Origin of the sequence: Paenibacillus chondroitinus NBRC 15376, assembly GCF_004000765.1 — a bacterium.
In the GTDB taxonomy this organism is placed as follows: domain Bacteria; phylum Bacillota; class Bacilli; order Paenibacillales; family NBRC-103111; genus Paenibacillus_E; species Paenibacillus_E chondroitinus.
Map to the genome: position 1 here is coordinate 452,382 of NZ_BILW01000002.1, position 13,456 is coordinate 465,837.

A 13,456-nucleotide genomic window follows, 5' to 3' on the forward strand; every position below is an offset into this window, starting at 1 on the left:
GTTAGAATAGCTCGTCCATTACATCTTTGGTCTTCACAATAATTAGTTTACAAGCTGCCTGTAAAATCTAGATTAAATATAATGCGCAATCAAGTTAAATGTCTGAAAATTTGCAAATGCTAAAAAGCCTGATTGCTCAGGCTATAAGATTAAATCAGCTAATCAGCATTCCGCCTATGGCTCCAGCGATGACGATAACCCAAGGAGGCAGCTTCCAGAAGACAAGCATCACAAAAAGAATCATGGCCAAAACAAAATCTACAGGAGCTAGGATAGCCGTGATCCAAAGCGGGTTATATAACGCAGCAAGCAAAATGCCAACAACGGCTGCATTAATACCGACTAATGCTCCTTGGACTTTAGCGCTCTTACGCAAAGTATGCCAGAAAGGCAATGCTCCTACGACTAAAAGATACGCCGGAAGAAAAATAGCTGTCGTAGCGATAATCGCCCCTTTCACTCCGCCAATCATCGTCCCCAAATACGCTGCGAAAGTGAATAAAGGTCCAGGCACAGCTTGCGCGGCACCATATCCCGCTAGAAAGTCCGACTTGCTGATCCACCCTGTCGGGACGACTTCCCTTTCCAGCATGGGGAGAACAACGTGCCCCCCGCCAAAAACAAGCGATCCTGACCGGTAAAAACTATCGAACATGGACAACCACTGGACATGAACCATTTGCCGAAGTGAAGGAAGCAGGATCAAGAGTCCAAAGAAAACACCCAAGGAGAGAATTGCAACGCTTCGGCTTATCGGAATGGAGAGGCTTGTCGTTTTCGGGATCGACGTATTTTTATACAAAAACATTCCTACAATTCCCGCAATACCTATAAGCAAAACTTGGCTAAGAGCCGTCTGCCACAGGAGGGTTACAGCTGCTACAAGAACGGCAATTGTTGCTCTGTTTCGATCAGGAGCAAGCTTCTGCCCCATGCCCAAAATCGCTTGCACGACGATAGCTACTGCAACGATTTTGAGGCCATGTATCCAACCTGTGCTGCCAATATCAAACCCTTGCAACAGTAAAGCAAACAGTACCAACGCAATGACCGATGGCAGTGTAAAACCAAGCCAGGCTGTCAATCCGCCCAACATGCCAGCGCGAACGATCCCAACGGCTATGCCTACCTGGCTGCTTGCCGGACCGGGCAAGAACTGACATAGGGCAACGATATCCGCATAGTCCTGCTCATTCAACCATTTGCGGCGACGTATGTACTCGTTATGAAAATAACCGAGATGCGCAATCGGCCCGCCAAATGAAGTTACGCCCAACTTGGCGGACACAGCCAATATTTCAAGGAGGGCCCGTGGTTTGCTCATAGGCATCTGTTCCATTGCAATCGTATTTTTTTCCACGAATTGTGCTACCTCCGATTAGATCGTTCTATTTCTTGAAAGGAAACATGGATAAACATAGATAAATTACCACCGTTTTGCTCGGCGGTCAATTACAAAATCTTAATAAATGGATAAATAGGCGCATCCGCACACCCTTCAGCCAACTGCTACCTCAACTGCGTAATAACAGAGGTTGACCGACAACACACGCCGGGTTGCCCCCTTGGCAGCGCTCCCCGACTGTCTAACGGACTCAGACGCTCTTATTCGGCGTAATATAGCCGTTTCGAAAATCTAACGGACACCAGCGCAGCTATTTGCTTGTTTCTACCGCAATTTCGCCCCAAAATCGGCAAATAACGCTTCCTGTGTCCGTTAGATGTGAAACAGGGCAAAATTTACGCTATTAACGTCTGTGGAGTCCGTTAATGTTGGCTAGCGAGTTCGCGCGCAAGAAAAAGCAAGCTAATTCCATGAGCTCTCTCACTCATAAAATTAGCTTGCATCCTTCTCTTATTACGCAAATTCGCCGCGTAACCGATCTTCAAAATATTCATCCATATAGGATTTTATGAACTGGTTACGCACTTCAATATTTTCTTCTTTCTTGAATAAGCCAATCTTTCGAAGCCGTTCATGTTCCGGCTTACGATTCCAATGCTCTAAGGCTTCCTTCTCAAGTGCCAGATTGATTCTGCGAATGGTGAGGTACTCATTCGTTCTTTCGCTGCGCTCTTTATCGAGATCTGGCGCAGGCGGAATCAGTTTTTGAATTTCCTCATTCTGACGCTTCAGTTCTTCATAATGCTGCTGCTCCAGCTTCTTTTGTTTTTCATGCAGCACCTTCACTTCATCTACGAGCTCTCGCTGCTGACGCTTCTCTTCCTCGATGTCCCGAGGAGCTGGAAGCATAGTTCTTAGCTCTTGATTTTGGCTTAACAGCTGTTTATTCTGGCTAGTCAGATCCGCTACAAGACCGCTTAGCTGAGTGACGCCTTCGATGAGCGGTTTCATCGCGGTATGAATGCGGTCTTCCAGCATCATCGCAAAACCCTCCTCAAACTTCTGTTTGAAGACGTCTGGAGAACGCTCAGTTACCGCTTGGGATGCTTGTGGAACAGTCGGGGACACCGCTGGCGCCACAGGAACGGGTAGCGTTCTTGGGACGTTCTTGCGAACATGGTTCATCGTTGAGCTTGCCGCAGTCTTCATGCTTTGACCAGCATCCAGCCGTTGTTTCAGGATTTCAAAAATATCGATGTCATGTTGCGTGAAAATCCGATTGCCATTATCTTCTTTACGGAACTTATAGCCTCTCGCTTCAAGCGCCATCGCATATTTGCGTAAACTGGAATCGCTTACCCGGAGATGCTCATGCACCTGTTTTGGACTGTATACCAACTCTAAATCTAAATTTACCATATCGCCATCTCCTCACTATTTCCAAGGATAAAATGCTTTTAATAGTATTCTAGATTGATAGAGTTGCATTTACAGTCGAAATAGGAGTGTCGAAATCTGTTTACCTCCGCGAACACGAATTTATGAATTATTTCCCAAGAAATAGTTTATCCCAAACAAAAATAAGCAGATACCAGACTGGCACCTGCTTGCTTATTTGCTAAATTCCCGCACCTATTTCCCGGGGCTGACGACGTTTCATATTGGCTATCATCACACCAGCCAGAATTAGAATGCCCCCGCCTACTTGGGCCGCTCGAATCGGATCGCCCAATAAGAAGAAGCTTACGATGATCGCGATAAATGGCGGGATATTCATAAACATCGCGCTAGTAGACGGCCCGACGACGGCGATGCCTTGGTTCCACCAGAAGCCAGCCAGCCCTTGGCCGATGACGGCTACGCTGATCAGCAGTAACCAGGTTAACAGGTGATGGCTCGCATGAAGATGGCCTTGAAACGCTTCAACTCCAACCGCAGGTGACATGAGAATGGTCCCAATAACCGTTGAATATATCGTTACCTCGTAGGAACTCATCCCACTAGTTAATCTGCGAATGAACAACAAGCTGATTGACATCCCCAGCATAGCGAGCAGCAAGTATACGTCGCCTTTTGAAATACCAAGTGTCTTTCCTCCGTACAGGACTATACATACAACGCCAACTAAAGCTACGACAGATCCGCAAAACTTCAGCCATGTGACTTCTTCTTTCAGAAACAAGCGCGATAACAGCAGTGTAGCTATAGGAGAAAGCGCAATAATGAGCGCTGCGTTGCCCGCTGTTGAGTGCTGCAGCCCTGTAAAGTAAAACAATTGGTTAAATAAAGTCCCAAAAATACCGGCAAACAATAGAAGTCCCCACTCCCGCGAGGTTGGGCGTCTGATGGATTTGTTAATGACCGCTACAGAAATTAAAAACAGTGACATAACAACAAGTCGGGCGAATGATAAAAAAATAGGCGAGAAATCTCGCAGCAAATAGGCGCTTGCAACATAGTTAAAGCCCCATAACAGCGATACTCCCCATAGTTTCCATAAAACAGTACGTTCTGGCATCTCTCTGAAATCTCCTTAACCTCTAAATCAAATTTGATGATTGCCTGACAGTGACAGCAAACAGATCATTAAAAAGATATTCGCCCGGACTCCTGGAATTCCTCCCACAAACGAGAAAGCCGGACATGGAAAATCCCATGTCCGGTTTCATCATTTTACAATGCCTAATACAAAACCATCATATCCTTTACTGCCGACCGTCTGAATGGCCGTTGCCGAAATCCTCGGTTCATCCGCCAACAGATCATAGAATTGCCTCACACCCTGAACGCGGGGATCTTGACTTTCCTCATTGATGACCTCGCCATCACGGATGACATTATCTCCAATAATTACCGTTCCAGGATGTGAAAAATGCAGCGCCCATTTTAAATAATGAGGATTATTGGGTTTATCGGCATCTATAAATATCAGATCAAAAGGCTCAACACCTTCATTGTCCAATTGAGCTAATTGTTCTAGTGCGTCTCCTACACGAAGCTCGACAAGTTCACTCAACTGAGCATGGGATATATTTTCACTCGCCACTCGAGCATGAATCGGATCCAGTTCCAGTGTAACTAGCTTTCCGTCTGGGGGTAGCGCCCTCGCCATCCAAATGGTACTATATCCGCCTAATGTGCCGATCTCCAGAATCCGTTTGGCGCCTTTCATTTGAATTAACAAATTCAAAAACTTACCTTGCGTAGGTGAAACATCATAAGCTGGCAGTCCTGCAAGCTGATTCGCGGCCAAAGAATTTTCCAATACAGTGTCATGTGGAATCAGGCGTTCTTTAATATACTGATCTACTTTTTCCCATGTGTTAGTTGCATTCATCGTTATCACTCCTCTTCTATTTACCTTCTGGCTTCATTATAAACCGAGTCTAATCATATAAATAATATATCTTTATGTTAGAATCATATATATAATATATAAATCAGAAACAAAGGGAGCCTTCTAATGAATTTACATGCATTACGTTTATTTCATACAGTTGCAACCACCGGTAGTGTGACACGCGCTTCCGAATTGTTAAATATTAGCCAACCCGCCATTACCGCCCAGATAAAAAAATTCGAAAAGGAGCTGCAGCTTCTCCTGCTGAAACCTCTGGGAAGAGGGGTAACGCTAACGGATGCCGGCGAAGAGCTGGCTTTACTTGCAAAAAGACTTTTTGCAGTTGAACAGCAAATCGAACAATTCGCTCACAATTACCGCAGCGGTACGAACGGAAGTATTCGGCTAGCCGCTACCTACTTGCCCGCTCATTTCCTCATCCCAACTTGGATCGCTAAGTTTAAGCAGCAATATGAACAAGTCGAAATGATCATCAACACGACCAATTCCAGCGGTGCCTTGAAACAGCTGCTAAATGTAGAAGTTGATATCGCCATTTATGGGGGCATAGCCGAAACCTATCCGGACACCATTCTGACAGAGGAATTGTTTCAGGACGAGCTTTGGTTTGTCGTAGCCCCAAATCACAAATATGCCAATCAGCAGGTCTCTCTGTCCGAAATGATGAAAGAACCTTTTGTCATGCGTGAAGAAGGCAGTTCCACTCGTGAGAGATTGCTGTCTTTATGCCGCACCTATCATTCAACCGTTCCGGCTATTTCTTTGCAATTTAACGGACTGCATGAAGCAATTACTGCCGTGATTGCCGGGTATGGCGCTAACTTCGTGTCTTCCCTCGTTGTGCGCCAATATGTAAATCGTGGAGAGCTGTCCCGCGTTTATGTAGAAGGAATCCAACTCAAGAATACAATCGCCATTTGTACACGTAAAAATGAACCCTTATCTGCTTCAACAAACAATCTCATTCAGATGATCCGTCAAAATCCTTATAACAAGCCGTTCTTGTAATCAGCGAGCACTTTGTAACGGAACCATTCGGTCCCTCGCGATTAATACCTAATTCTCCTCTTGCTCTGTCTGCCGTTCGAAAGCTTCCGTGCTCTTCCCTGAGAAGTACGGAACCATGAGTGCGCAGGCAAGCGCCAGCATGATTAAGAAGATAAACGCTCCTCCGCGGATATCTTTTACCGATAATGCCAGTATGAGCAGCAGTATCCTCGAAGCATTCAAAAAGCATTCACGCCATAAGAAAATTCGAGCTTGCTGCAGAGCCGTTTGCTTGGCAATAATTCGGAATTGTCTCGTGTTCCACACCGTCCCGAAATAAAACATTCCGATGGTCGTTAAAATATTGGAAATGATGAGGATCGGCGCCTTCGGCAGCAGCGGCAGAAGAATGCCCACTGACACAAAAATCATTCCGATGGCCAGCCATACCCCTTCACGCGTCTTCAGTCTTCTATACAACATCATTGCCCCGATGGCAAAGCAGGCATAAAGCACATTAAGCATGGCGATGACCAATTTATCCTCCGAGACCGAAAACGTAAACACCAACGCAAACAGCACCTGAAATTGCAAAAATATGCCCGCCGCCAGCAAAGACGGAACCATCCATCGCAGCGCACTGGTCGCAAATACGAGCCGAAATTGGATGCCGCGAAATAATGGCGCAGATTCACCAGCGAGCGTAATGGTAGGAATATAGAACGAAACGGTCAATAATAAACCCACGAACACGAACATGAGTAAAAATGAACCCGAATAGCCAATCCATTTGATAATGAGCGCAAAAGCAATCGGATTAATGATCGATACGAGCTGATTGATGATATTGGCGATTGAAAAATACTGCTCGAAATCCTTCCCTTTTCCGTACACACTTAAGGTAATGTTTTGCGCTGCGGCATAAAATCCCCACATGACGCCGATAGGAATGGCGATGATCGTGATCCATAAAAGCCTATTTTCCAGCTCCAGCACGGATAAAAGCAGAAAAACGACTCCACCGCAGACCGCATTCGTACGAATCAGCACACGTGTCGTGTAACTGGTTAACAATCTGGAACCCACCGCAAACGCGAACGTCCATGTAATAAACATAATGAGGTTGAACCATACCACCTCAGAGATATTGTTGTTCTTCTCCCAAATAAATAAGTTGACGAAAATACCAATGTAGTTAAATATGACTGTTGATGCTGCATTCATGAGCAGCAACCGTTTCATCTGACCGCTAATCTGCATCCCTTTCATCCGCCTTCTCGTGTGTTCATGGACATCCACTACAGATTCGATTAGGGCAAATTGATTTCCTGCCTATTTAGTGCAAACGGTTTCCACCATCACCGTACCTGGACTGCTAACGGACTGAGGTGACCTTATTCGGAGAAAAATCAGCCTCCCGAATTTCTAACGGACTCCAGCGCAGCTATTTGCTGGATTTCCATGAAAATCAGGTTGATTTGGGGCATATAACGACTCTGGAGTCCGTTAGATTTGGGAAAGGCGCTATTTCGCCGAAATAACAGCTGTGGGGTCCGTTAGAGAAAAACATGCGTGATGGTGTGACGCAGTGCTTTGCTTGTCCAGATTAATACTCGCAATTTGAAGTACTTTGCTGGTGCAGCTTTGACGGTAGGCGATACACAGTGGTTTGCTTGTTCCGTTTGGTGCTTTTCGAACCACAATAGCACGTCCTTTACGGAGAATGATAAACTAGTGAACAAAGAGGTGAATATCGATGACAGATTTGCTGGATGTGGCACTGCTGCTATTGAACATAGATAAGAAAGATATCTCCGTTCTAGGTGAGGGATTTGAGAGTATCGTGATTGAACAACGGGATGGAACTATTTTCAGGATCGCAAAATCGGTTGAAACAGCTCGTGACTATACAAAAGAGTGTCAGTTGTTACCTCACATTCAGTCTTCAGTGGATGTTGAAATTCCGCTGCCTATTTCAAATCGTTATGATCCATCCATCGTCCCTCCAGGAATCATGAGCTATAAAAAACTGAAGGGAACTTCGCTTCATCCAGATCGACTTTCACCCGGCAATCTGCCAAACATTGCGAAACAACTCGCGAAATTTATTAGTAAATTGCATACGATCCCGGTCCATTCTTTGCCTGTCAATTGCCCGCAAGAAGGAAACAACAAGAACCGCGTGTGGGAATTGCGGGCAAATACACAAGACATTTTAACCAAAGTTTTAACGGTAAAAGAGCAGCAAAAACTGTCTTCCTGGTGGGATGAATCCTTGGAAGATGAACCCTTTTATACTCACCCACACGTTTTGTGCCACGGGGATTTATGGTATGCCAACATTCTGACCGACGAATCCGGTGAGCAACTAACTGGAATAATAGACTTCAGCGCGATGCACATTGGAGATCCTGCCAAAGATTTGGCGACGCAAAGTTACATGGGGGATGCCTTTTATCGCCTGCTGTACAGCGAATACGCAAGCGGTTTTCCAGAAGATACGACCCTCGAATATCGGGTAAAAAGACACCAAGGTCTGCGAGAATTAGGCGGACTAGTACACGCGCTTCGCTATGATCCATCAGAAATCGAAGACGCAGTATCAAAAATAAAACATGTCATCATCATGTAAATGTCCGCATTGTCTCCATAAATGCAAAAAAGCAGCGCAAGGGATGCGCCGCTAAAGACTTAAACATTTATCATCGCTTGTTTGGAAGAGCTTACGCTGCGGAATTTCACATAACTCGTAATGCGCCAAGTCGCGATGTACCCAAAGGTAAAAAGGTTGCACATAAAACTGAGTGTGCTTGGATCAATTGATTTTATAGTCGCTACGGCTAGAAAACGTAATGCAAAGATTACAATCAGCAGAATGAACACCGTTTTGTTACGCTTAATAAATGTGTTGCCATTGTCCCGGACTTCAAAGTTAGTCGTCAAAATAAGGGGGATGGAGACAACCATACCGATCAAAAGTGCAAAAATGACTTGCCCTTCACGAATATGCAGCGATGGATCGAACAACTGTGTGAATGAAGTTGAAATATATAAAATTGGCAGCAGCAGCGTTACTCCTGATTTTTTGAGCGGCTTATTCATTCCACTTAATTGTCCACGCAGGATCAAAAAAAATATTAAAGCTGAAATCATCATCGATACTGTTGAATTCATAATTTGAACACTCCCTTAAAGGATTTATTGATTTCATTATCGCCTTTGAGGGAGTTTTTCAGAAGTGAATCAAGTCATCGGTTCGAGGTGACAATCGTCATATTCGAGAGGAGCTGCTAACCCGCCGCCTTCGACGGGATACGAGTAACAACTTCACCCACTAGAAGCAGTAAAACAATTGAAGAATATATACTAATCGTATAGCTCTCCGTATAGGGGAGGCCAAATCCCTTGTGGAAGATTGCAGTCAACAGATGAATCGAGAAATTGGTAAAAACGAATGCGTAACTTCTGATCATCCACTTTCGGTGGTGGTCCACTTGTTTTTTTCTGATTTTCACAATCGCCATGATGATCAAGAACATCCATATAATATTTAACAAATTAAAAGCCATGCTGCTAGTCTTCCCCCCCGTCGCATAGGGAGCCATGTAACCGGACGTAAGGTCAACGATCATAACGGATAAAACGTACAAATAGCCGTTCAAGCGATGGAACTTCCGGAATTTTTTAAGAATGTTAGAGGAGAAATTAATTGCACCCGCGATCATCGCCAAGCAAGCAAATGCGACATGCACATGCATCACCTTCAGCCATACCGTGACATGTAACGCTCGTTTGAGATCGATCTTTTGTCTTAGAAATGCGGTTGCTCGTGGATCAAAAACGAAATTAGCGTAAATACTGTACACAATTAAAACAACTGTGACAAAGACCAGCAGTAGGTAAGCATTTTTTCTATTGAGCATCTGTATAACCTTTCTCTATTTCATCCATTCTTATACTTGGAGAATACTTTGAATAACTGACTGAACATCCTCCGTATTCCTGATGACAAAAAGGTGGTCGGCCTCGCCCTCAAGCGGGCCTGTCATGCCGTTTTTATGAGATTCAGCCTGTTGCCGAATAAGTACTTCTTCAAACGATGCAGCGCTCCTAAATATTGCTTTGCTTCGCTGACTATCTGCAACTCGGGCCTGAAGAATATGATCCGGGATATCAAAATGAACAAGCACACTCTCGAAGCCTTTATTACGAAAATGTGCAAGCAGATCCAATCGTCCTTGACGAGCAAGATTGGAGTTGCAAAGTATGAGATGAGCATCGGTTTGTTGAACCGCATAATTGACTATTGTTTGAGTGATGGCGTACTTAATCGCATTAGGTCCTTTTTTCGGAAGCAAAGCTTGGTAACAGGCGTTGATGAACTCAGCATGATTATCCTGGTCTATCACTAGGGAGTTAGGCAGCTGTTGTTCTAAGATTTTCGCAAATGTCGTTTTCCCGCTGTGGGTTTTGCCAACCGTTATAATCACTAATCTTTTCATAAGCTGCTCCTTTCTTCAAGGTAATCTATTGTTCTTTTCCTCAAGTGACTCTTCGCACCGCGTGCGTCTCCCGACGCGCGGTCGGCTGTCAAACTCGGTTAGTGGCAAGTATGTTGTACTTTTTACAACCATTTGGCTGTAATTGGGCCTTAGATTCCCTCTATGTTGTATATTGTGCAACGAAAGACCGTATTCGCGATCAGACCACGCCATTATATTGTATAAAATGCAACATACGCCTTCAATATTGCTGATCAGCTTTCATGCCAGTTACTCCGCTCCGCGACCGAACATCAAAAAAAGACTTCCAGCAGCGAGCGAGCAGCGCTGGAAGTCTTTTTTATTAGCAAATCTTATGGCAGCACATTGCCTGCCGCGCGATAAATCTCATACCATTCCTGACGTGTCAAATGAACATCAGCCGCTTTGCAGCAATCCATTAAGCGCTCGATCGTCGTCGTGCCAGTAACCGGCTGCATCCGCGCTGGGTGGCGTAATAGCCATGCGATCGCGATAGTGGTGTTGCTCACTTCGTATTTTGCAGCAATCTCATCAATTTTCAGATTCAGCTCGGGGAACTTTTCGTTGCCAAGGAATACGCCCTCGAAGAATCCGTATTGGAAAGGCGACCAAGGCTGAATCGTGATATCGTTCAGTCTGCAGAAATCAAGTACGTTGCTGTCACGATTCACAGCGGATTCATTCAGCATATTCACGTTCATACCGTTTGAAATCATCGTGGAGTTCGTGATACTTAGCTGCAATTGATTGGCAACCAGCGGCTGCTTGACCGATTTCTTCAGCAATTGAATTTGCATCGGAGTCTGATTCGAAACACCGAAGTGTCGAACTTTTCCAGTGCTTTCAAGAAGATCAAAAGCCTCGGCTACCTCTTCCGGTTCTACTAAAGCATCCGGACGGTGCAAAAGCAGAATGTCCAAATAATCGGTTTTGAGGCGCTTCAGGATATTGTCCACGGATTCCAAAATATGTTCTTTCGAGAAATCGAACATACCCTTCCGAATGCCGCATTTGGATTGCAAAATGATTTTCTCGCGAATATCATCGTTCATATGAATGGCTTCGGAGAAGATTTCTTCACACTTGCCTCCACCGTAAATATCAGCATGGTCAAAGAAATTGGCTCCTGCATCCAGCGCTGACTGGACGAAGCGCTCAGCCTCATTTTTTTCCAATGAATTAATCCTCATACAACCTACCGCGATAACCGGAACTTCCAAGTTGCTTGTACCAAGTTTCATCGTTCTCATTGTGCTAAATATCCTCCTTCAAGGCTTCCAACTTGTTGACTCATTATATGTAACACCTTCATTGTCACACATTAGGCTAGTAGTTTTCAAGAACTGCTGTTATTAAGTTTTTAAGTCATTGTCAACTCTGCAGCTGCTTCTTTGAGCGCCTCGCAAATCTACTCATCTTCTTCAACGAGCGGCTCTCGTACAATACGAGGATCTGTAAAAAGATCATACTCGTCCCGGCTTGTACTGGAAAACTCCGAAACGACCGCTCCGTCCTCTCCAGCTTGAAACCAGTGCTTGATTCCAGGGTTTATCGTGTACTGCTCACCAGGATGCAATTCAACTTCGTGAAAAACCGAATAATAAGCCTCGCTTCCTGCAGGAATTACTGCATTCAAGCTTAGGGACGCTTCTCCTTCCACATACAGAAAAACCTTTCCGGAACGGCAGCGAAATGTCTCCATTTTGCCGGGATCCTCACCGACTGGTGGGTGTAAGTGCTCTGGACAGGTTTGCCGTGGAAAAAGAACGAGTTCTTTGGCGCAATAACGATCATTGTTGACATAAGTCACTAATTCAAGCCCCTGCACGTCCAATTGGCCGAGTCCGAAACCAGCCACTTCAATATGCCGGATTTCCTCCTCTGTCAGCACAATGCCGCTTGCCTCCAGCATTTGAGCAGCCCGCTCCTGCGCCTGGCTTACTTCACTTCTTTTCATCGATTACCGTCTCCCTTCGGTTATCTTATGATGCGGTCCCATCCAAATTTGTCCACAAAACATCCTGACGGTCTATTGGTGTATAAACCCATATCAGAGGGGTAACCTCATATTAGCATTAACTTGCTCAACGCAACACCTTTGAGGAACTACAAGACGTTATTCTAGCAAATTAAGCCCATTTCCAAGTTCAGCGGAACTACTGGGCCTTATTTCACCGCCTAATCCCGTTTTCTTTAAGAAAACGGACAAATAGCGGCCCACAGTTCCTCTCCGCGCGAAAAAGTGTCTGTTTCGCAGAAATAGAGCCCTGTCGTTCCCCTCGTCAGGGAGAAACTACTAGAGCGATAGCGTGGGTTTTGACCGTCGCCATACGTCGGCGACACCGCACGTCCAGGATTCGCGCGCGGTTGGAAACAGTGCGGATTGCTACTGGATCATTTCTCACAAGCAATGCCGTCATTATCTCGATCAAGTTTAGAACTATATCCAGGTTGACCTCTTTTAATATTATACACGCCGTCAGCCTTGGCTTCCGCGCAAGAATTATAAATAATGTTCGACTCTGTCGTTGGCGCAGGCTTCACCGTTGGTGATGGCGTTGGTTGCCCAGCTGTCGGTGAAGCTGTCGGCACTGGCGTCGCGGCTGCTGAAGGGCTTTGTTTGTCTTTCACGGCATTTTCGTGAAAACCGTCTTCCTGGGCGTAGTTCTCCACGCTCCAAATGTTAACTCCTTTAAGCTGCGCTGCCTTTTGGATCTCACGAAACTTATCGACATATTTGACATTCGGCGGGTAGATATAGGCTACTCTCGCATACCCATTTTCGAGCAGCATTTCATTGAACATTTTATCCCCTATGTATAAATAGCAAAGCAGCCTTCCGTATTTATCCCGCTCGGATACGTCCAGTTCCAGACGCACATCTTTATCCGTTAACGTATCCTTGGCGAACTTGGAAGCTTCCAGAGCAAACGGTTGAACAGGTTTATCAGGGGCTACACTCTCAGGCGTATCCACCAGCAGAAGTCTGATTGTTTCTTCCTTTACTTTCCCCGACTCTTGAAACGACACTTTCATGGTATCCCCATCGACGACCCGTACAATCTTCGCAGGTATCATCTTGCTGTTGGCTGGTACGGATGCAGGCGTTGTTGACGCACTCGGTGATGGCGAGACTACTACTGTGGGAACCGCTGTTTGTTGCGAACACCCTGTAACGATAAAAACGATTAATGCGATTGAACAGATAAGTACTTTTTTAAACATTTCATGCAGCATTTG

At 45.2% G+C, this 13,456-nt stretch carries 13 protein-coding genes; 2 read left to right on the forward strand and 11 right to left on the reverse strand.

The window, feature by feature from the left end; all coding sequences use genetic code 11:
* Nucleotides 1-154 precede the first annotated feature (154 nt).
* The 4 genes from PCH02S_RS04430 to PCH02S_RS04445 form a co-directional block, all read right to left on the reverse strand.
* Nucleotides 155-1,339: a chromate transporter gene (locus tag PCH02S_RS04430; RefSeq protein WP_127450565.1), complete on the reverse strand. Its 1,185-nt coding sequence runs from the start codon at nucleotides 1,337-1,339 to the stop codon at nucleotides 155-157.
* A 519-nt stretch (nucleotides 1,340-1,858) separates the two neighbouring features.
* The gene (locus PCH02S_RS04435) at nucleotides 1,859-2,764 is read right to left on the reverse strand and encodes a hypothetical protein (protein ID WP_127450438.1); all 906 of its coding nucleotides are present in this window, start codon (nucleotides 2,762-2,764) and stop codon (nucleotides 1,859-1,861) included.
* A 199-nt stretch (nucleotides 2,765-2,963) separates the two neighbouring features.
* Complete coding sequence (locus tag PCH02S_RS04440) at nucleotides 2,964-3,863, reverse strand: DMT family transporter (RefSeq protein ID WP_127450440.1); 900 nt, start codon at nucleotides 3,861-3,863, stop codon at nucleotides 2,964-2,966.
* Nucleotides 3,864-4,013: 150 nt separating this feature from the next.
* Complete coding sequence (locus PCH02S_RS04445) at nucleotides 4,014-4,682, reverse strand: O-methyltransferase (RefSeq protein ID WP_127450442.1); 669 nt, start codon at nucleotides 4,680-4,682, stop codon at nucleotides 4,014-4,016.
* Nucleotides 4,683-4,808: 126 nt separating this feature from the next.
* Here PCH02S_RS04445 and PCH02S_RS04450 point away from each other — a divergent pair, with 126 nt between their 5' ends.
* On the forward strand, nucleotides 4,809-5,714 hold the full coding sequence (locus PCH02S_RS04450; RefSeq protein WP_127450444.1) for a LysR family transcriptional regulator: 906 nt from the start codon (nucleotides 4,809-4,811) through the stop codon (nucleotides 5,712-5,714).
* Between the two features lie 48 nt (nucleotides 5,715-5,762).
* Here the strand turns inward: PCH02S_RS04450 and PCH02S_RS04455 are convergent, their stop codons facing one another.
* A complete protein-coding gene (locus PCH02S_RS04455; protein WP_127450446.1) occupies nucleotides 5,763-6,953 on the reverse strand; it encodes an MFS transporter in 1,191 nt (396 codons plus the stop codon).
* A gap of 496 nt (nucleotides 6,954-7,449) precedes the next feature.
* Between PCH02S_RS04455 and PCH02S_RS04460 the strand changes: the two genes are divergently transcribed.
* Nucleotides 7,450-8,325 (forward strand): phosphotransferase, encoded by an 876-nt coding sequence (locus PCH02S_RS04460; RefSeq protein WP_127450448.1) that lies wholly within the window; start codon nucleotides 7,450-7,452, stop codon nucleotides 8,323-8,325.
* A 59-nt stretch (nucleotides 8,326-8,384) separates the two neighbouring features.
* On the opposite strand, the gene PCH02S_RS04465 is transcribed toward PCH02S_RS04460, so the two are convergent.
* From PCH02S_RS04465 to PCH02S_RS04490, 6 genes are all read right to left on the reverse strand, one after another.
* Nucleotides 8,385-8,867, reverse strand: coding sequence for a CcdC protein domain-containing protein (locus PCH02S_RS04465; RefSeq protein WP_127450450.1), 483 nt, complete (start codon nucleotides 8,865-8,867; stop codon nucleotides 8,385-8,387).
* Nucleotides 8,868-8,983: 116 nt separating this feature from the next.
* Nucleotides 8,984-9,616, reverse strand: coding sequence for a DUF2306 domain-containing protein (locus PCH02S_RS04470; RefSeq protein WP_127450451.1), 633 nt, complete (start codon nucleotides 9,614-9,616; stop codon nucleotides 8,984-8,986).
* A gap of 30 nt (nucleotides 9,617-9,646) precedes the next feature.
* On the reverse strand, nucleotides 9,647-10,195 hold the full coding sequence (locus PCH02S_RS04475; protein ID WP_127450453.1) for an ATP-binding protein: 549 nt from the start codon (nucleotides 10,193-10,195) through the stop codon (nucleotides 9,647-9,649).
* A 353-nt stretch (nucleotides 10,196-10,548) separates the two neighbouring features.
* Nucleotides 10,549-11,466 (reverse strand): aldo/keto reductase, encoded by a 918-nt coding sequence (locus PCH02S_RS04480; protein WP_127450454.1) that lies wholly within the window; start codon nucleotides 11,464-11,466, stop codon nucleotides 10,549-10,551.
* A gap of 158 nt (nucleotides 11,467-11,624) precedes the next feature.
* Nucleotides 11,625-12,173 carry a D-lyxose/D-mannose family sugar isomerase gene (locus tag PCH02S_RS04485; RefSeq protein ID WP_127450456.1) on the reverse strand — a complete coding sequence of 183 codons (549 nt, stop codon included), beginning with the start codon at nucleotides 12,171-12,173 and terminating at the stop codon, nucleotides 11,625-11,627.
* A gap of 437 nt (nucleotides 12,174-12,610) precedes the next feature.
* Nucleotides 12,611-13,453 (reverse strand): thermonuclease family protein, encoded by an 843-nt coding sequence (locus tag PCH02S_RS04490; protein ID WP_127450458.1) that lies wholly within the window; start codon nucleotides 13,451-13,453, stop codon nucleotides 12,611-12,613.
* Nucleotides 13,454-13,456: the final 3 nt, after the last annotated feature.

Bases quoted from the DNA above. Each gene is read 5' to 3' on its own strand.
- PCH02S_RS04430 (WP_127450565.1), bottom strand. From the start codon at position 1,339: ATGGAACAGATGCCTATGAGCAAACCACGGGCCCTCCTTGAAATATTG.
- PCH02S_RS04435 (WP_127450438.1), bottom strand. From the start codon at position 2,764: ATGGTAAATTTAGATTTAGAGTTGGTATACAGTCCAAAACAGGTGCAT.
- PCH02S_RS04440 (WP_127450440.1), bottom strand. From the start codon at position 3,863: ATGCCAGAACGTACTGTTTTATGGAAACTATGGGGAGTATCGCTGTTA.
- PCH02S_RS04445 (WP_127450442.1), bottom strand. From the start codon at position 4,682: ATGAATGCAACTAACACATGGGAAAAAGTAGATCAGTATATTAAAGAA.
- PCH02S_RS04450 (WP_127450444.1), top strand. From the start codon at position 4,809: ATGAATTTACATGCATTACGTTTATTTCATACAGTTGCAACCACCGGT.
- PCH02S_RS04455 (WP_127450446.1), bottom strand. From the start codon at position 6,953: ATGCAGATTAGCGGTCAGATGAAACGGTTGCTGCTCATGAATGCAGCA.
- PCH02S_RS04460 (WP_127450448.1), top strand. From the start codon at position 7,450: ATGACAGATTTGCTGGATGTGGCACTGCTGCTATTGAACATAGATAAG.
- PCH02S_RS04465 (WP_127450450.1), bottom strand. From the start codon at position 8,867: ATGAATTCAACAGTATCGATGATGATTTCAGCTTTAATATTTTTTTTG.
- PCH02S_RS04470 (WP_127450451.1), bottom strand. From the start codon at position 9,616: ATGCTCAATAGAAAAAATGCTTACCTACTGCTGGTCTTTGTCACAGTT.
- PCH02S_RS04475 (WP_127450453.1), bottom strand. From the start codon at position 10,195: ATGAAAAGATTAGTGATTATAACGGTTGGCAAAACCCACAGCGGGAAA.
- PCH02S_RS04480 (WP_127450454.1), bottom strand. From the start codon at position 11,466: ATGAGAACGATGAAACTTGGTACAAGCAACTTGGAAGTTCCGGTTATC.
- PCH02S_RS04485 (WP_127450456.1), bottom strand. From the start codon at position 12,173: ATGAAAAGAAGTGAAGTAAGCCAGGCGCAGGAGCGGGCTGCTCAAATG.
- PCH02S_RS04490 (WP_127450458.1), bottom strand. From the start codon at position 13,453: ATGCTGCATGAAATGTTTAAAAAAGTACTTATCTGTTCAATCGCATTA.